The following is an 18,255-nucleotide window of genomic DNA, read 5'->3' as shown; positions in this document are numbered from 1 at the left end:
GGGCCGCCGATGGCTGGGGAGGCGACGATGATCCGGGTACGCCGCACCGTGCGAATGCGGCTGACGGCGCTGTACAGCGGGCTGTTCGTGGTCTCGGCGATCGTGCTGCTGGCGATCACCAACGGCGTCGGGTCCTCGTCGTCGGTGTCGGTCGCCGTCTCGACCTCCGCTGGCAGACCCGTCCCGCCGTCACGGGACGCCGCTGTCCATGCCGCCTCCCACGGCTACCTGCTCGGGTCGGCGGTCGCCCTGGCGGTGATGGCGGTCGCGTCGGTCGTGGTCGGCTGGGTCGCCGCCGGCCGGGTGCTGCGCCCGCTGCGGGTGATCACGGCGGCCACCCGGCGGATCTCCGCCGACAGCCTGCACGAGCGGCTCGCGATGACCCGCCCGGACGGCGAGCTCAAGGACCTCTCCGACACCATCGACGCCCTGCTGGAACGCCTCGACGGTGCGTTCGCCGCGCAGCGCCGCTTCGTCGCCAACGCCTCCCACGAGCTGCGCACCCCGCTGGCGACCGTCCGCGCGCTCGTCGACGTCGCCGCGGCCAAGCCGGGCCCGATCCCGGGCGAGACGCTCCTGCTCGCGGACCGGGTGCGCGTCGAGCTCGACCGGGTCGACGAGCTGCTCGACGGACTGCTCGCGCTCGCCCGCGGCCAGCACGGGGGGCTGCCCGACCGGGCGACCGTCTCCCTCGACGCGGCCGTCTCGGCGCGGCTCACCACGCGGACGGACGCGATCGGCGGCGCCGGCCTGGTGCTGCACCGCGTGCACAGCCTCGACGACACCTGGGTCCTCGCCAGCCAGCCGCTGCTCAGCAGGATGATCGACAACCTGCTTGACAACGCGGTTCGGCACAACCATGACGGGGGCTGGATCGGCGTCGCCACCGCCGTGTCCGGCGCGACGGTCCGGCTGGTCGTCGAGAACGGCGGCGACGTGCTGGACCAGGCACAGGTGTCCGAGCTGGCCCGGCCGTTCCGCCGGCTCGGCGTCGAACGGACCGGGTCGGACGCGGCCGGCGCCGGGCTCGGCCTGTCGATCGTCGCCGCCATCGCCCAGGCGCACGGCGGCACGCTGGAGCTGCGCGCCCGGGCCGAGGGCGGCCTGCTGGTCACCGTCACGCTGCCACGGGTGACCGCGCCGGGCCCGGCGGTCGCGGCGTGAGGGTCCTGGTCGTCGAGGACGCGCGCCGGCTCGCCGCCGTGCTCGCCGAGGGGCTGCGCGACCAGGCGATCGCCGCCGACGTCGCGCACGACGGCCTCGAGGCCGCCGCCAAGCTCGCCGCCACAAGCTACGACGTGGTCGTCCTCGACCGGGACCTGCCCGGCATCCACGGCGACACCCTCTGCCAGCTGATCCTGCGGCGTGACGAGCGGGCGATGGTGCTGATGCTCACCGCCGCGGACGCGCCCGTCGACCGGGTCAGCGGCCTGTCGCTCGGTGCCGACGACTACCTCACCAAGCCGTTCCACTTCCCCGAACTGGTGCTGCGCATTCGCGCACTCGCGCGCCGCCGGCCCGCCGTCCGGCCGGCGACGCTGCGGGCCGCCGGCCTCGAACTCGACACGATTCGCCGGACGGTCGCCCGCGACGGCCGGCCCCTGGACCTGTCCGTCAAGGAGTTCGCGGTCCTGGAGGCGCTGCTGCGGGCGAGCCCCGCGTACCTGAGCGCCGAGGACCTCCTCGAACAGGTCTGGGACGAGCACGCCGACCCGTTCACCAACACCGTCCTCGTCACGATCGGCCGCCTGCGGCGCAAGCTCGGCGACCCCCCGGTCATCACCACCACCCCCCGCGTCGGCTACCGGATCGCCCCCGAGGACCGGGCCTGGGCCGCTGACTGAAGACAGACGATGTCGCAGAACAGCACGAGCGTCGTGCCGAGGCCGATCACGTCGCGATCTTTGGGGCGCTACAGCGGCAGGTAGACGTTCTTGGTGCGGATGAACTCGTCGAGGCCGGCGCGGCCGCCCTCCTTGCCGTAGCCGCTGCGGCCGAAGCCGCCGAACGGGGCGCTGGCCGGCAGGGCGGCGAAGCCGCCCACGGAGACGTAACCGGCGTCAAGGCGGGCCGCGACCCGGTGGGCGCGGCGCAGGTCCGCGGTGTGGACGTAGCCGGCGAGCCCGTAGGGCGTGCCGTTGGCAAGCGCGACCGCCTCGTCCTCGTCGCGGAACGTCAGCACCGACAGGACCGGGCCGAAGACCTCCTCCTGGGCGATCTCGGCCGCCGGGTCGACGCGGTCGAGAATGGTCGGGGCGACGAAGAAGCCGCCCGCCAGCCCCGGGTCCGCCGACGCGTCCACCCGACCCCCGCCGAGCAGCAACTCGCCGGCCGGCGCGGCGAGGGCGCGTTCGAGCATGCCGAGGATGCGGGTCTGCGCGGCGGCGCTGACCACCGGTCCGACGACGGTCGCCGGGTCGAGGGGGTCACCGATGGGCAGGGCGGCGGCGGTGGCGACGGCGGTCGCGACCACCTGGTCGTGGACCGACTCGTGGACAATGAGCCGGGTCGGGAAGACGCAGCCCTGTCCGGCCATCACCATGCACACCGTGCCGGCGAACTGGCCGGCGGCGGCGAGGTCGGCGTCCGGGAAGATGATGTTGCCCGACTTGCCGCCGAGCTCGAGCACGACCGGCTTGATCGTCTCGGCGGCGTCCGCGAGGATCGCGCGGGCCGTGCGGTGGCCACCGGTAAAGCTGATCTTGTCGACGCCCGGATGGCGCACGAGCGCCGCGCCGGCGGCCGCGTCGCCGGGGACGACATTGACCGCGCCAGCCGGCAGGCCAGCCTCCAGCGCCAGCTCGCCGAACAACAGGGACGAGAACGGCGCCAGCTCCATCGGCTTGACGACCACCGTGTTCCCGGCGGCGAGCGCCGCGCCCGCCTTGCGGGCGACCGACGAGATACCGCCGTTCCAGGTCGAGATGATCCCGATAACGCCGTACGGCTCGGCGAGCGTGTAGTCGAACGCGTTCTCCGGGAAGATCGGGATGACCCGCCCCTCGATCTTGTCCGCGTACCCGGCGTAGTACTCCAGATAGTCAGCGGCCCGGCGGGGCAGGGCGGCCGTGGTCGCTGCCGGGACCGCGCACTCCAGGGTGAGTATGCCTTCGATCTTCTCCGCGTCCCGCCGCACCAGGGCCGCGAGCCGCAGCAGCGCGCCGCGTCGCTCGTCCGGCCGAAGCGTTCGCCAACGCTCGAACGCGGTCCTCGCGGCGTCGACAGCCGCGTTGACCTGGCCGGGCCCGGCCAGGGTGACGGCCGCCTGCTCGCGGCCGGTCGCCGGGTTGACGTGCGCATACGTCCCGGCGTCGCCGTCGGGACGGTCGTCGCCGACGAGCAGCCGCCCCGGCGGCAGCAGCTCCTTCGCGAGGGCTGCGTGGCGGTCCAGGTCGACCGGCATTGGTGACCTCCTGGTGACGAGTTAGCGGCTGGCTGTGGCGGCTGGGCGAGGCGGTGCAACGCCACGGTCAGAACAGGGACGGCAGGCGGTCCATCGGGACGGCGATGACGGTCGAGCAGTCGGCCGCGCAGGCGGCGCGCGGCGCGGCGGGCAGGTCGGCGACGTCGTCGACCCGGACGCCCTCGGCGCCGAACGCGCGGGCGAGCGCCATCCAGTCGGGGTTGCGCAGAACGGTGCCGAGCTCGCGGCCGGCGAAGTTCTCCCGCTGGTAGCGGTTGGAGTTGCCGTACGCGCCGTCGTCGAAGACCACGGTGGCGGTGTGGATGCCGTGCTGGACGGCCGTCGCGAGCTCGTTCGACGCGAACAGGAATCCGGCGCAGCTCCCCGCCACCGCCACGCCGCCGCCGGTGGCACCGGTGCCACCGGCCGGGTTCTGGGTGGGTTCGCCTCTAGCGATCATCTTACGGATCATATATCCAATATTCAAAATGCGCGACCAGCCGGGGAGGGCGCGACTCATGACCACGACAGCCGCGAAGGTCGCGGTCGAGCGGCGGGCAGGCGCGCTGGGCACTGGTTTCCCTCGGCGGGAAGGGGGCTCGACACCGCCGTCGACATGCCGCCCGCCGAGCCGGAACCGGCCGCTGGATCTGCCAAGCCACCCTGCCGCCTCGCGCCAGCAAGAAGACCACGAACACCAATACCGCCAAGGCGAGGCCAGCGCCAACCGCCCACCACCGCCACTGGCGCCGCCGACCACGCCACCTGCGCCCCCTGGTACACCACCAAGACCCGGCCCTCCGCCGCCGACCTGCTCGCCCGGCTCCGCCGCGCCCTCATCGCCACGCATTTCCGACCGACTCGGCCCTCCACACAGACCACCGCCGAAATCCACGCCCTCCAACTGGCCTGGAGCCTCGACATGATCAACATTGCCGGGTAACTACGAAAGTTGAGTCGACCAGACCCGTTGACATAGCGGATGACGCTCATTACGAAAGACACGAACCTTCTCGGCGATGCGGACGGAGAGCTGTTCATGCGAGTCATCCGGGTGACGGCCGACCTCACGGTGCCCGACCTCGACGAGGCAAAGGCCTTCTATACCGACTTCCTCGGCTTCGACGCGCAGGACATGGGTCTGGACTGGGTCACGCGCGTCGTCGTGCCCTCCTCGGGCGAACACATCCAGCTGCTGTCGCGGGACGCTACCGGACCCGAGAACCCGCTGCTCTCGGTCAAGGTCGATGACGTCGACGAGGCCTACGCCATCGCGCAACGCCTTGGCTACGAGATTGTCCACCCATTGACCACCGAGCCGTGGGGCATCCGCCGATTCTTCGTCCGAGCACCGGGCGGGGCCGTGCTCAACATCGCCCAGCACCACGATCCGAACGAGTGACACCGGTCGCGGTACGGGCCGCGCCAGAGCGACACCAGCTATTCGCTGAAGGTCTGCTGGTATACCGACCTGGGCGATAACTGTTTCGCGCGTTGGCTCCTCACGCCGACATCCGTCCGCGCACGGTGACTCCCCCAGGCGGTCGAGGCCCGGAGCGTACTTGCCCTAATCCATTTGGCCGACGCTCTCCTCCGGGCAGGCGCCCACGGGGATTTCAGTCAGGCACTGTGGGGCCCACAGGACCGGCGTCTCCCCCACAGCTACTGGCGGAAGCGCTGCCGGTTCCGGCGTGGGCGAGGATGGCGGCGTGGCCCTGATACGAGTGGCAGGCCCGGCCGACATGGCCGCGATCCGGGCCATCGCCGCCGGCTTCGACCTGTTGGGCACCTGGCCGAGCCAGCCGGACTTCCTGGACCTGGAACGGGAGACCGGGCGGCTTGTCGTCGCGGACCGCGGCGCCGAATCCTCCGGTTCCGTCAAGGGCAGGACCCGCGTCCATATCCCTGCCGACGGCTTGGCCGAAGCGGTTGGCTCGTCCGGCGGGGTCGGCCGGGCCGCCGCGGACAGCACGGTCGACCCGGCCGGTACGGCGCACTCGGCCGGTACGGCGCACTCGGCCGGTACGGCCGACCTGGCCGGCGTGGTTGGGTTCGCGGGCACGCTGACTCGCGGCGGCCTCACCCACCTGGGCGACCTGTTCATCGACCCCGGCACGCAGTCCGCCGGGCTCGGCCGGCGGCTGCTGGCGGCCGTGCTCCCGGGCCCCTGCCACCCCGTCGTGACGTTCGCGTCCGCCGATCCACGGGCACTGGCTCTCTACATGCGCCACGGCCTGCGCCCCAGGCAGCCGCTCTGGTACCTGCATGGCCTCGCCGCGGCGCTGCCCGAGGCACCGGCCGAGATCCGTCCCCGCCCCGCCAGCGCCGACGACATCGCCGAACTCGACGCCGAGGTCAGCGGCGGCCACCGCGTCGAGCACCTCGCCTGGTACCTCGGCCAGCCGGGCGTGGCCGCCTGGACGACGCCCAGCGGATACGCCGTCACCCGCGTCCGCGGCGACACATGCGCCGTCGGGCCGGCCGGCGGCCACGACGCCGACGCCACGGTCCGGGCCGTGCTCGCCGCCGCCCGCCATGTCGCGGGCGACGACGGCCACTCCGTGCACCTGGCCGTCTTCGCCGCTCACCCGCTCGCCGCCGTCCTCGTGGGCGCCGGGTTCCGTATCACCGACCAGGACACGTTCATGGCCACCCCCGGCAGCCCCCTCGACGCCGACCGCTACGTCCCCAACGCCGACCTCGGCTAGTCAGCCTGGCGTCTCAGCCTGTAGTCGATCTCCGTTGACCGGGCCGGAAGCGTGGGCGAACTCGACGCTGCTCGGGCCTGGCCTCGTGACGTCCTGACGGCGTTTCCGCCAGCACAGGTCAGTCGCGGTCCGCGAGGAACCCCTGGGCGAGGCGCTTGGGCGCTCGGGTGAGCCACGCCTCCTCGGCGAGCTCCGCCAGCTCGGTCACGCCGATCCGGTCAAGGCGGACCAGGACCGCCGGGTAGCCGTCGAAATGCGGAGTGGTGAAGTAGACGTCCGGGTTGTCGGCGATCAGCGCCGCTTTCACGCCGACGTCGGCGACGCGGACCCCGAGAACCGGTCCGTCCGGCGCGGCATCCCCGAGCGCTTCCAGGTCGCCGCGGCGCAGCGGCCGTTCCCAGACGAATCCCTTCGTCTTCACCTTCCAGGCACGCTGGCCGTGCGACGTGCCCTCGGTGGTCTCGGGCAGCGCGAGCGCGATCCTGCTCACGTCCTCCCAGCTCGCCATGACCTCACCGTAGCCACGTAACCGCCGCCTTCCCAGCCCCAAACCCCCAGCTCGGCGACCGCGACCGGGCCCAGACCGCCCATGGTCGCCGCCGGGACACGTGCGTCGGAGGTCCGGCGGGCCCGCTCGGAATTGTCGGTGGTCCGCGCGAGAGTGATGGCAGGATCCACCACGGCCCGGGCGGAGTCGTCCGTCGCCGCCGCGCCGATGAGTTCTTCGCCCAGGCCCGGTCGTACCAGTCGTACTGGTCGGGCCGCCGCGAGCGGGCGCGTGGTGGGCCGGCCGACAGCCCACTGGGCCTCAGCACCTCCGAGCCCCGAGACCTGCGACCCGAAGGATCGAGATGACCGCGACCCTCCAATCGGACGACACGTCCTCCTGGGACGGCGCGAGCGCCACCACTTCCCTGGGCAAGCGCGAGACCGGCGTCGGGCGCGAACCAGCTGCCGGCTCCGGTGGCGCGACACGGCGCGGGACCCCACTGGTGATCAAGTTGCTGGTGGGGGCGACGTTCGTCGCGATCCTCAACGAGACCATCATGATCAATGCCGTGCCGCGGCTGATGACCGACTTCGGCATCACCCCGCGGACCGCGCAGTGGCTCTCGACCGTCTTCATGCTCACGATGGCCGCGGTGATCCCGGTGACCGGCTGGTTCCTGCAGCGGGTGACCACCCGGACGGCCTACGGGATCGCGATGGCGACCTTCTGCACCGGCACGCTCATCGGCGCCGTGGCACCGGTCTTCGCGGTCCTGCTCGCCGGCCGGGTCGTGCAGGCCGCCGGGACGGCCGTGATGATGCCGCTGCTGATGACGACGCTGATGACCGTCGTCCCCGAGCAGGACCGCGGCCGGGTGATGGGGAACGTGACGATGGCGATGTCGTGCGCGCCGGCGCTCGGCCCCGCCGTCTCCGGGGCCATCCTCCAGCTGGGGTCGTGGCGGCTGATCTTCGTGTTCGTCCTCCCGGCGGCGCTCATCGTCGCCGTCGCCGGGCTGCGCCAGCTGGAGAACGTGGGCGAGACCCAGCAGAGCTCGGTGAGCTGGACCAGCGTCGCCCTGGCCGCGCTCGGCTTCGGCGGCCTGCTCTTCGGGCTCAGCGAGGTCGGCGCCCGCAGCGGGATCGTCGTGGCGCTGATCGCCGGTGGCGGCGTCGCCCTGATCGCGTCCTTCGCGGCGCTGCAGGTGCGCCTGGCGCGGACAGGCAGCCCGCTGCTGAACCTGCGCACGCTCACCTACCGCCCGTTCGGGGTGTCGCTGCTGCTGATGGCGGCCGTGCACATGGCATTCCTCGGCTCGATGTTCCTGCTGCCGCTGTACCTGCAGGACGTCCGCGACCTCAGCTCGCTCAAGACCGGGCTGCTGGTGATGCCGGGTGGCCTGGCCATGGGCCTGCTGGGCCCGGTGGTCGGCCGCCTCTTCGACCAGTTCGGGGCGCGGCCCCTCGTCATCCCGGGCGCGACCGGTGCCGCCATCGCCCTGGGCGTGCTCAGCCGGACCGGCACCGACACGCCGTATGCGCTGCTGCTGGCGGCGCACGTCGTGCTGATGGCCTCGCTGGCCGCGGTGCTCACGCCGGTGTTCTCCATCGGTCTGGGCGCCCTGCCGTCCCAGCTCTACTCGCACGGCAGCTCGCTGCTCGGCACGATCATGCAGGTGGCCGGCGCCCTCGGCACGGCCCTGATGGTCGTCATCCTGGAGACCAGGTCCGACCAGCTGACGAACGCGGGCGTGGCGGAGTCCGACGCATTCGTCGCCGGGATGCGGTGGGCGTTCATCGCCGCCGCCGGGGCCGCCGTCGCGACCGTCCTGCTCGCGCTGCGGCTGCCCGCCGGCGTCGCGGCGACCGAGCCCGACGAGGCGGCCAATGCCACCCGACTGGAGGCGGCCTGACCCGGCCCATCGCCCGCCCCGCCCGTCCCGGCCCCGTCGACCCGCCAGGCACCACCAGAGACCGGAGGCGACAAGGAACCCGGACGGCCACCGGTCCCGGGAAGCTCACCCGGATCGGCGTAGGGTCACCGGTCGCGTTCGCCGGTGGCGGGTGTGCCGTTCAGCTTGCCGGGCGGGGGCGCGGCGGCGCCGTCCGGCGGGGTGGGCCTGGCGTGGCCTGGCGTGCCGCCGCCACCGCCGCCGCCGCCGAGCATGGTGCGGGCCATCTGGAAGGCACTCGTGCCCTGGGAGAGCGCCTGGGCCAGGGCGTCGGAGAGACCGGTCGCCCCGTTCAGCACGATCAGCTGGTCGATCGCGCCGAACGGTTTCGCCGCGGCCTCCACGATGGCCGGCCACTGCTGGGCGAGCTCCTGGCCGATGACGGCGTCCTGGTTGACGGCGAGCGCGTCGGCGCGTGCCTTGATCGCCTCCGCCTCGGCCAGGCCCTGGGCGCGCAGCGCGTCCGCCTCGGCCACGCCGACTGACCGCTTGGCGTGGGCACTCGCCTCGCCGGCCTTACGGGTCGACTCGGCCTCGGCCGTCGCCAGAACCTGGATCTGCTGCGCCTTCGCGCCCGCTTCGGCGCGGACCCTCGTCGCGTTGGCCTCGGCGGCCAGCTGGATCTGGCGGGCGTCCCCCTCGGCCGAGCTGATCTTGGCGTCGCGGTCGGCGCGGGCCAGGGTGGCCTTCTCGTACGCGCGGGCGTCGGCCGGCTTGCGGACGATGGCCTGCAGCCGCTGCTCCTCCCTGTTCGCCTCCAGCTCGGCGACCTTGGTCTGCTCGACGACAACCTGCTGGTTGGCGACGGCTTCGGCCAGCGGGCCGGCCTGGGTGGCCCGGGCGGCGGCCTCGTCGACCTCGGCCTGGAAGCCGGACCGCTTGATCGAGCTGTTCCGGCTCGCCTCCGCCTTGAGCGCGAGGGCGATCTGCTCCTGCTCGGCGGCCTGCCGGTCGGCCTCGGCCTCGGCGATCCTGGCCTGGGCGGCCACGGCCGCGACATGCGGGCGGCCGAGGTTGTGGATGTAGCCCGTCGGGTCGTCGATCTCCTGGATCTGCAGCGAGTCGACGATCAGTCCCAGCTTCTCCATCTCGGTGCCTGAGCTCGCCCGGGTCAGCTGGGTCAGCTTCTCGCGGTCGCGGATGAGGTCCTCGATGGTGAGCTGGCCGACGATGGCCCGCAGGTGGCCGGCGAAAACGTTGTGCACCCGGGTGTCCATCTTGTCCTGCTGGTCTAGGAAACGACGGGCCGCGTTCGCGATCGAGACGTAGTCGTCGCCGACCTTGAAGATGACGACGCCCCGGATGCCGACCGGAATGCCCTGCTGGGTGACGCAGTCGATGCCGAGCTGGGCGGCCCGCAGGTCGAGGGACATCTTGCGGACCGTCTGGACCCCGGGCAGGACGAGCACACCCTTACCAGTCACGATCTTGAATCCGAGACTTTCGGCCACGGCGTCGGCCGGGCCTCTGCGCGCACGCAGGCCGGAGATAATCAGCGCCTCGTTCGGCTCGGCGACCCGCCACATCAGTTTGAACAGTCCCACCGCCAACAGGACGCCAACCGCGACCGCAACGATGGTGATGAGCAGCACGACCCCTCCAGGTTTCCCGCGTGCCGGCCGAGTCCGGGCTCGCCGGCCGGCCTGCCCGCCCGGTTTCCTCTTCTACACGGAAGTGCTTTCTGGACTGACTGGGCGGAGCCTTACCGACGTTTCCGACCAGGAGCCGCGCGGGCGCTTCCGGAGCGGAATTGTTACATATGTCCGCCGGAAAACAAGGGTCTTCAGCCGCCAACCCGAGACCGGGGGCGGGCTGTCACAGCCGTACGACCACCACGGTCCTCGGCGGGAAATACTCGACGACGAGCACCCGCGAACCGACCGTGATCGTGGCCTCGCCGTTCTCGGCATAGGCGTGGAAGGCCTCCGAGCCGCCCCGCACCGGCAGCATGACCTCACCGACTATGCCCGGCGCGATTTTCCCCGTCACCCGTCCCGACTTGCCGATCACTACGTGGTCAGCCATACGGCCCTCCGGGTGACTACCGCCGCCCACGACCCGCGCCGACCCACCCGTGAAGGGTGCCGCCCGCCAGCCGCTACCGGCCAGACGTTACAGCGCAGGCCGGCGTTGACGGGTTCGCGTCGGTCAGGCGGCCTTGTCGCGCGCGGCTGGCTGGGCGGCGGGCTCCTTGCGGGCGACGACGCGGTAGACGTTCGATCGCCGGCCGGTCAGCAGGAACGGCAGCATCACCGCGTCCACGACGGCGGCGAGGGGAAAGAGCGGCACGGTGACCGTCTGGGCGGCGAGCCGGCGGGCACGCCGCCAGGCGGTGGCCTCGTAGGGCAGCCAGGGCAGGGTGGGGTCCGGCTGCAGCTTCTGGGCCAGGTAGAAGACCGCTCCGACGGCGTCGCCGAACATGTGCGCCGGGCCGAAATCGACCTTCACCGTCCGCAGGCCGCGTTCGGCGAGCGCCCTGACGAGCTCGTCGGGCGGGATGAGGTGCAGGTGCTGGGGCGGGCACAGGCCGACCCAGAAACCGCGGAAAAGGCGGAACGACGGCCCCTGCGCGTGCGGGACCTCGATGATCAGGTGCCCGCCGGCGGGCAGGGCCGCGGCCGCCGTGTCGAGCTCGGCGCGCGGGTCGGGCGTGTGCTCCAGGTAGTGGAACATGCTGATCACGTCGTAGCGGTCGGCGATCTCGTCGAGGAGGTCGGGAAACATCTTCCGGTACGCGCGGCCCACCCAGCCGCGCCGTTCCGCCTCGTCGATCCCGTGGCCCATGTCGACCGCGTCGAACGTGACGCCGGGCAGCAGCCCGGCCGCGACGAGGCAGAAGTGCCCGTACCCGGCGCCCACGTCGAGCCAGCTGGCCGGTTTGGCCTCCGGCGGCAGCAGCTTGGCCCGCGCCCGGTAGCCGAGGTCGGACGCGGCGAACATGCCCTCGATCTGTTCCGTCTGCAGCCCGTCGTAGAAGTCCCGGTAGTAGAAGTCGAGACCGGCCGGCGCGAGCCGCGGGTTCAGGAAGACGTGCTGGCAGTCGCGGCACTGGTCGTACCGGAAGCGGCCGGGCTTGCGCAGGGTGATATCGGCGGTCTCGGCACGCGACACGAGCGCCACCGATCCGCACCACGGGCAGGACTCGCGCCGTTCCTCGAGCATCGTCGCCACTCCGGTGGCGATCTCCTCCTGGTAGAGCGCCCGGCGGCGGCGCTCCTCGGAGTCGGGCACCGTTCCTTCCCGACGCGCGAGGGCCGCCTTCTGGGCCGCCGCGCGCGCAGTGTGGACGGCGAACACCGGCCATCCGGCGAGCCTGCGGGCCGAGACGGCGACCATGTCGCCAGCCGCCGGGGAGAACCGCCCGGCGGCGACCGCGGCCGGCTGCGCGGTGGTCGCCACCAGCGCCGCGAGGCCCCACGCCGGGCTCGCCAGGCACGAGGCCGCCACCGCGGCGGTGCGTGCCGCTGGCAGGACCGCCATCGCCTGGTAGGGGTGGTGGCAGGCAGCTACGCGCAGCTGGACCCGTTCCGCCGCGCCACCGTCAGGGGCGGCCGTCAGGCCCGGCACGACCGCCAGATCGGTCGTCGACGGCGCGTACTGCTTGAGCCGGCGCGTCAGCTTCGCCAGCTCGAGCGCGGAGTAGTCGTCTCGCTCCTCGACGTTCGCGCGGGCGAGAACCTCCCGGTCGACGAGCAGCGCCTGGCCTGCTCCCCTGCCGGGCGCGAAGCGGTTCGCGCGGTACCGGGACGTGTCCACCAGCCGGGCAAGGTCGAGCACCCGATCTGACACCAGGTCCTCCGGCACGAGGTCAAGCACGTCGAGCCCGTGGCGCCGCGCGTGCGCGCTCGCGGCCCGGCGAGCGTCCTCCGGCAGCCCGACGCCGTCCACGACGAGAAAGGCGTGCGCCGCGTCGACCGGGTCGTTGCTCTCGGCGGCCCTGGCAAGCTCCTTCAGCCGTCCTCGCAGCCGAACCCCGTTCGCCACCACCAGGGCACATGTCGTCATCGCGAATAACCGGCGCATGGGGCACTCCTACTCGCAAGGTAGCCAAGACCTTACAGAACCCCTCCGAACCGGCCCTGGCCACCACCCTACGCACTCTCACCACCCGACCGCCGTCGCCGGCACGTCCCAGCCCGCCTCTCACCCGGCCGGTTCGGCGGCTCTGTCCGGCGGTGCTGTCCAGCTCCTCCTGGCCCGCGGCATCGCCCACGCCGTGAGCCTGATCAGCGGTTCTGTAGCCGGATCCGAACCGGCGAGGGCCTGGAGTTCGGATCCGGATACAGTCCCGGCGATCTTCCGTGCCCCGGGCGGGTAAACGTGGCCGGAGACGGCACTAACGCATCAGCTCGCCGCTGTTGACCAGGAGGTACTGGCCGGTGACAGCCCTGGAGAGGTCCGAGCAGAAGAACACCGCGGTGTCGGCCACCTCGCGGTCCTCCGTCATGCGGCGCAGGGGGAAACGGCCGGTGATCTCCGCGAGGATCTCCTCGGTCGTCTTCCCCTCCGTCTGGGCACGGAAGTCGACGTACAGCTGGACGTTGGGCCCCCACATCCAGCTGGGCACGACGGTGTTCACGCGGATCCCGTCGGGGCCGAGCTCGTCGGCGAGGTAGTACATCGCCGACAGCAGGGCGCCCTTCGACGCCGCATAGCCCGCCTGGGGCATCGCCACCTTGAACGCCGACTGGCTGCCGACCAGGACGACCGAGCCGCCGCCCCGCTCCTTCATGACCGGGACGGCGGCTCGCAGCAGCCGGAGACTGCCGAGGACATTCGTGTCGAAGGCCCTGCTCCATTTGGTGAGGTCCGCGTCGAACAGCCCGCCGAACGCGTCCTCGAAGGCGGCGACCTGGACCACGCCGTCGACCGAGCCGAAGCGGTCCACGGCCGCGGCGACGAGCGACTGGCAGCTCTCCTCGTCGCAGATATCCGCCGGGTGCGCGAGAATCCGCTCACCCGTCGGGTCGAGCTCCTTCGCGGTCTGGCGTAAGCCGTCGGCCGACCGGGCGGCGACGACCACGTTCGCGCCGGCGGCGAGCATGGCCGTGGCCATCTCCCGGCCCAGACCACTCCCTACCCCGGTGACAACAGTGGTCTTGTTCCGCAGCAGCATTCTCGTTCCTCTCCCCCGGCCTCGGCCCCGGCGGGCGAGAAGGCCGGTCAGCGTCGCCTGGAAACCGCCGGTCACCGCGATGCGCTCCGCCCCCGCCGGAATCGGCCGGCAGCTGACGAGTCGCGCGGCGAGCGGCCTGGGGCGCAGAACGCGTGGGCGAGAACCGCTTCGGCACAGTCGCCCTCCGCCCCGCCGGACCGCCGCACCATCAAGGTCATCCAGATCCGGGCGGTCAGGATTTCACATAGTGACGCCGGGAACGCCTCACCACCAGCCCCGCCCATCCATCCGGACACCGCAATCCGATGGCACTCACGGTGACGTGTCCGGGCGTGGGCCGGGCCGGCGGACCAGGCGGGACGACGGTGGACACCGCCGGTGCCGATCAGCGGACCTGGCGGCCGGCGCGGACCGCATCGACGCCGGCAATGGGCACCGGCCCCGTGATCCTCGGCCCTCTTCCGCTACCGGCCACAGGCTCTCCGGATGCCACTGGCTAGCGTCGACGTGGCGGGCCTCGCGGCCCGGTGGATCGGAGGGTGTCGTGGCCGGCGGGCGTATCGTGATCGTCGGTGGGGGGCTGATCGGTCTCGCGATCGCCCGTGCCCTGATCGCGCGCGGGGTGCGCGACGTGCTCGTACTCGAACGGGCGACGCTGGCCAGCGGCGGGACCGGCAAGTCCAGCGGCATCGTGCGGTGCCACTACGGCGTGCCGTCCATCGCCGCGATGGCCTGGCGCAGCCTGCCGGTGTTCGAGGAGCTCGGCGAGGCCGTCGGGTTCCGGCAGGTCGGCTACCTGGTCGCCGTGGGCACCGAGAACGTGGAACCGCTACGCGCCAACACCGAGACCCACCAGGGGCTCGGGATCAACGCGGAGATGATCTCCCACGACCGGGCGGCCGGGCTGTGGCCGTACCTGCGCCTCGACGACCTCGCGGCCTTCGCCTACGAGCCCCGCGGCGGGTACGCCGACGCCTCGCAGCTCGCGAACCATTTCGGCCTCGAGGCCCGCGACGGCGGCGCCCGCATCCGGCAGGGCACGCCCGTGACGCGCATCCTGACCCGCGGGGACAGGGTGACCGGCGTCGAGCTCGCCGTCGGCGAGGTGGTCGACGCCGACGTCGTCGTCGTGGCCGCGGGCTGGTGGTCGAGAACGCTGATGGCCGGCGTCGGTGTCGACCTGCCCGTCCAGTCGCTGCGCTCGGAGCTGCTGGTCGTCGACGCCGGCGAGCCGCTGCGGGACCTGCCGGTGCTCTCCGACCTGGTCAGCCTGCAGTACGCGCGCATCGAGGGCTCGGGCGAGCTGCTGGTCGGCAACAGCGACCACAGCCAGCCGACGTTCGCCGACCCGGACGACTACTCCAACCAGGCCGGCGAGGCCGGGCTGGAGCGGGCGGCCGAGAAGGTGCTGCACCGCTTCGACAAGTTCCCAGAGCCGGCCGTGGCCCATACGTACGCCGGCTGCTACGACGTCACACCCGACTGGAACCCGGTCATCGCGCCGGCCGGCGCGGACGGGCTGTTCCTCGCGGCCGGCTTCTCCGGCCACGGCTTCAAGATCAGCCCGGCGGTCGGCACCCTGATGGCCGACCTGGTCCTCGACGGTGACAGCCACGACCGGGACATCCCGGCGGCCGACTTCCGCCTCGAGCGCTTCGCCGAAGGGAACCCGCTGAGGAGCCAGTACCCGTACGTGGGCGCCGGCGAGATGCGATAGGCCAGGTCCGATGAGCGGATGCTGTTCGTGCGCAACCCGACTGGTGTCTCCCACTCACCGGTGGAGTGCGCCGAGCCAACCGACTGCGAAGCCGGCGCCACAGCACTGACCACCGTCCTGCGCTCACTGGCGGCGAGCTGCGCGAGCTATCCTCGCAACCCGACCACTGATAGTGACGGCGCTTCGGCGCAGTGTCGACGCAACCACTTCGTCGGCCCGACACCGGTTGGGCCACCGTCATATGCCTCAGCCCGGAACCACGCGAGGAGCAGGGTTCCTGCCGGATCGCGAAGCGATCTGGGAGGTTAGGCTCAGCGCCCGACAGGCGGTGCCCGGTGGCGGGCGCGAAGCGTCCGTCACGGGACCGCCTCAGACGCCTAGAGGCACCGTTCCGATGATGCCGTCCGCCGCGAGTTCAGCGAGCCGCGCCTCGTCGAGGCCCAGCTCGGTGCCGAGCACCTCGGCGTTGTGCTCGCCGAGCGTCGGCGGCCTGCGGCGGTGCGCCCAGCCGCCGGAGACGGCGCGGACCGGCAGCAGCGGCAGCGGGATGCTTCCCGCCCACGGCAGCTCGACCAACCGGTAGAAGCCGCGTGCCGCCAGGTGCGGGTGGTCGTGGACGAACCGGCCGTCCCGGACCTCGCCCGCCGGGATGCCCGCCGCGAGCAGCCGCTCGACGAGTGCCCCGCGTTCCTGCCCGGCAGTCCACGCGGCGATCCGCTTCTCGAGCTCGTCGGCCCGCGCCCGCCGCCCGTCGGCGGTCGCGAGCTCCGGGTCCCCGGTGGCCCGGCGGCCGGGGTCCATCAGCCCGGCGAGCGCCTGCCACTGCTCGTCATCCGCGACAGTGAGGGCAACCCACCGGTCGGGTTCGGCCGTCGGGAACACGCCCTGCGGGGCCGCGACGGCGTCCCGGTTGCCGAGCCGTTCCAGCAGAACGCCCTCGGAGGTCCACGCGAGGACCTGCTCGCTGGCCATCACCAGCGCGGCCTCGGCCAACGGTGACTCGACGAGCGTTCCCCTGCCCGTCCGACGGGCGGTGAACAGCGCCGACGAGAGCGCGAGAAGCGAGTTGGCCGCGGCCATCGGGTCGGCGGGGCCGCTGGGGTTGTGCGGGGCGGCGTCCGGGTAGCCGGTCCGCCAGCACAGACCGGAGAACTGTTCGACGGTCTGCGCGTAGCCGATCATCGACCGGCGCGGCCCCGTCAGCCCGAACGCGGGCATCCGGAGCATGACCAGCCGCGGGTTGAGCTCGTGGACGGCGTCCCAGCCGAGCCCAGCCGACTCGAGCACCCGCGGCGAGTAGTTCTCGATCAGCACGTCGGCCCCGGCGATCAGCCGCGCCAGCAGCTCCCGGCCGGCGGGCACGGAGAAGTCGACGGTGATGCCGCGCTTGTCGCTGTTCCCGCCCAGGTAGAAGGCGCCCTGCTCCCACCAGTGGTCCTGGGTCGCGGGGGCGGGGCCGACCAGGCGGGCGCCGTCGACGCGCCGCGTGCTCTCCACCTTGAGCACGTCCGCGCCGAGCGCGCCGAGCGCGGTACCGACGAAGCCACCGACCCACCAGGTGCCGAGGTCGAGCACGCGCAGGCCGGCGAACGGGAGGGCGTCGTCCGGCACGCCGGCCCCCGCCCCCGTCTTCGTCGCCACCCGCGCCTCGGGCGGTGACTCCTTGTCGCGCCGCGGCCGGACGCCGTCGAACAGGAACGGCGGTGCCGGCTCCAGGAAGCCGGGGTCGTGCGCGTTCGGCTGGTAGAAGCCGCGGTCGATGACGTGCGGGTCCGCCAGGATCGTCCGGCCGTTGTGCACCGGCGCGCACGGGATCCGGAAGGCGGATGCCTGCTCGACCACCTCGGCGACGGTGTGCCGCGTGGTCCAGGCCCGCACCGCGGCGGTGAACTCCTCATACCGCTCGTAACGGCCGAAGTGCGTCGTCATCTGCGGGTCGCCGAGCCAGTCGGCGCGCTCGATCAGGACGACGAAGTCCTCGTGGTTCTGGGCGGAGGCCAGGTTGAAGCCGACCCAGCCGTCCGAGGCCGGCTCCACCGAGGGGTTCAGCCGGTTGCGGTACGGCGGTGCCGCCGGCGAGGCACCCGTGATAGCGGCGCCGACGTCCTGGAAGAGGTTGGTGGCGTATGCGGTGACCTCCAGCAGCGGGGCGTCGACCAGCCGGTGGGCGCGGCCGCCCTGGACGGCGGCGACGGCGGCCGCCGCGGCCATCGTGCCCGTGACCCAGAGGCCCTCGGAGCTGCCGGTCATGAGCGGGGGCCGGCCCGGCAGCCCGCGCATGGACAGCGAGCCGGACTCGGCCTGGATCGTCAGTTCGCTCCACGGCCGGCCGGTACCGGCCCACGGCCCGCGCAGGCCCCAGGGGGTGATCACTACGACGGCCGCGTCGCCGAATCCCGCGAGGAACTCCTCGTCGGGCGCGTCGGGAAGCTCCAGGATGACGATGTCGGCGGCGAGCGCGGCGACGTCGGCCAGGGTGCCGGGCTGGTCGACCTTGCCGAGATGCAGGTAGCCGCTGAGCGCCGGCCTGAGCGACGACGCGCCCGGGTCACCGAGGCGGGTCACGTGCGCGCCGGCATCGTGGAGCGTCCGGCCGGCATAACCGCCGGCGATGGAGCGGGACCATTCGGCCACGCGAAGGCCGGCCAGTGGACGGCCAGCCGGCGCCTCGGCCGTTGCTAAGAGATCGGGATCGGGATCGGGCCGCGCAGTCATGTCAGCTCACCGCCATCAGGTCGCCCAGGACGGCTCGCCGCCCGTCCGGTCTTGATGAGCCCCCGGGGCGGGGACGATGCCCTTTCCACCTTCATAAGGCCACCGCCGCCCAGACGCCAGGCAAACAGGCGACCGGGGCGCGGGAACGGCGACGA

14 protein-coding genes are annotated in these 18,255 nt (G+C 72.6%); 6 read left to right on the top strand and 8 right to left on the bottom strand.

Going from position 1 to position 18,255, the window contains the following annotated elements; translation table 11 throughout:
- Positions 1–9 precede the first annotated feature (9 nt).
- Both QOZ89_RS14440 and QOZ89_RS14435 read left to right on the top strand, forming a co-directional pair.
- Positions 10–1,164 carry a sensor histidine kinase gene (locus QOZ89_RS14440; RefSeq protein WP_241841700.1) on the top strand — a complete coding sequence of 385 codons (1,155 nt, stop codon included), beginning with the start codon at positions 10–12 and terminating at the stop codon, positions 1,162–1,164.
- Positions 1,161–1,844, top strand: a complete 684-nt coding sequence (locus tag QOZ89_RS14435; protein WP_312624011.1) for a response regulator transcription factor — start codon at positions 1,161–1,163, stop codon at positions 1,842–1,844. Before QOZ89_RS14440 ends, QOZ89_RS14435 begins: the two co-directional genes overlap by 4 nt.
- A gap of 68 nt (positions 1,845–1,912) precedes the next feature.
- Here QOZ89_RS14435 and QOZ89_RS14430 read toward each other — a convergent pair whose 3' ends face one another.
- A complete protein-coding gene (locus QOZ89_RS14430) occupies positions 1,913–3,403 on the bottom strand; it encodes an aldehyde dehydrogenase family protein (RefSeq protein ID WP_071048694.1) in 1,491 nt (496 codons plus the stop codon).
- Between the two features lie 67 nt (positions 3,404–3,470).
- Positions 3,471–3,863 carry a thiamine pyrophosphate-dependent enzyme gene (locus QOZ89_RS14425; RefSeq protein ID WP_312624009.1) on the bottom strand — a complete coding sequence of 131 codons (393 nt, stop codon included), beginning with the start codon at positions 3,861–3,863 and terminating at the stop codon, positions 3,471–3,473.
- Positions 3,864–4,385: 522 nt separating this feature from the next.
- On the opposite strand from QOZ89_RS14425, the gene QOZ89_RS14420 reads away from it, so the two are divergent.
- Both QOZ89_RS14420 and QOZ89_RS14415 read left to right on the top strand, forming a co-directional pair.
- On the top strand, positions 4,386–4,805 hold the full coding sequence (locus QOZ89_RS14420) for a VOC family protein (protein WP_198543225.1): 420 nt from the start codon (positions 4,386–4,388) through the stop codon (positions 4,803–4,805).
- A 307-nt stretch (positions 4,806–5,112) separates the two neighbouring features.
- On the top strand, positions 5,113–6,111 hold the full coding sequence (locus QOZ89_RS14415) for a GNAT family N-acetyltransferase (protein WP_312624008.1): 999 nt from the start codon (positions 5,113–5,115) through the stop codon (positions 6,109–6,111).
- 118 nt (positions 6,112–6,229) lie between these two features.
- Here the strand turns inward: QOZ89_RS14415 and QOZ89_RS14410 are convergent, their stop codons facing one another.
- A complete protein-coding gene (locus QOZ89_RS14410) occupies positions 6,230–6,619 on the bottom strand; it encodes an MmcQ/YjbR family DNA-binding protein (RefSeq protein ID WP_071048697.1) in 390 nt (129 codons plus the stop codon).
- A gap of 343 nt (positions 6,620–6,962) precedes the next feature.
- On the opposite strand from QOZ89_RS14410, the gene QOZ89_RS14405 reads away from it, so the two are divergent.
- The gene (locus QOZ89_RS14405) at positions 6,963–8,513 is read left to right on the top strand and encodes an MDR family MFS transporter (protein ID WP_083418575.1); all 1,551 of its coding nucleotides are present in this window, start codon (positions 6,963–6,965) and stop codon (positions 8,511–8,513) included.
- A gap of 125 nt (positions 8,514–8,638) precedes the next feature.
- Here the strand turns inward: QOZ89_RS14405 and QOZ89_RS14400 are convergent, their stop codons facing one another.
- The 4 genes from QOZ89_RS14400 to QOZ89_RS14385 all read right to left on the bottom strand — a co-directional run bounded on the left by QOZ89_RS14400 (position 8,639) and on the right by QOZ89_RS14385 (position 13,668).
- A complete protein-coding gene (locus QOZ89_RS14400) occupies positions 8,639–10,144 on the bottom strand; it encodes an SPFH domain-containing protein (RefSeq protein WP_312624007.1) in 1,506 nt (501 codons plus the stop codon).
- A gap of 223 nt (positions 10,145–10,367) precedes the next feature.
- Complete coding sequence (locus QOZ89_RS14395; RefSeq protein WP_083418330.1) at positions 10,368–10,577, bottom strand: NfeD C-terminal domain-containing protein; 210 nt, start codon at positions 10,575–10,577, stop codon at positions 10,368–10,370.
- A 123-nt stretch (positions 10,578–10,700) separates the two neighbouring features.
- Positions 10,701–12,575, bottom strand: coding sequence for a class I SAM-dependent methyltransferase (locus QOZ89_RS14390; protein ID WP_312624006.1), 1,875 nt, complete (start codon positions 12,573–12,575; stop codon positions 10,701–10,703).
- A 313-nt stretch (positions 12,576–12,888) separates the two neighbouring features.
- Positions 12,889–13,668, bottom strand: a complete 780-nt coding sequence (locus QOZ89_RS14385) for an SDR family oxidoreductase (protein ID WP_071047750.1) — start codon at positions 13,666–13,668, stop codon at positions 12,889–12,891.
- A 544-nt stretch (positions 13,669–14,212) separates the two neighbouring features.
- On the opposite strand from QOZ89_RS14385, the gene QOZ89_RS14380 reads away from it, so the two are divergent.
- A complete protein-coding gene (locus QOZ89_RS14380) occupies positions 14,213–15,385 on the top strand; it encodes an NAD(P)/FAD-dependent oxidoreductase (protein WP_312624005.1) in 1,173 nt (390 codons plus the stop codon).
- A 369-nt stretch (positions 15,386–15,754) separates the two neighbouring features.
- On the opposite strand, the gene QOZ89_RS14375 is transcribed toward QOZ89_RS14380, so the two are convergent.
- On the bottom strand, positions 15,755–18,100 hold the full coding sequence (locus tag QOZ89_RS14375) for a CoA transferase (protein ID WP_312624004.1): 2,346 nt from the start codon (positions 18,098–18,100) through the stop codon (positions 15,755–15,757).
- Between the last annotated feature and the right edge of the window lie 155 nt (positions 18,101–18,255).

Origin of the sequence: Pseudofrankia coriaricola, from assembly GCF_032027725.1 — a bacterium.
Taxonomy (GTDB): Bacteria; Actinomycetota; Actinomycetes; order Frankiales; family Frankiaceae; genus Pseudofrankia.
Note: the sequence above shows the minus strand (reverse complement) of the source record. Positions and strands in the feature narration are given on the sequence as shown.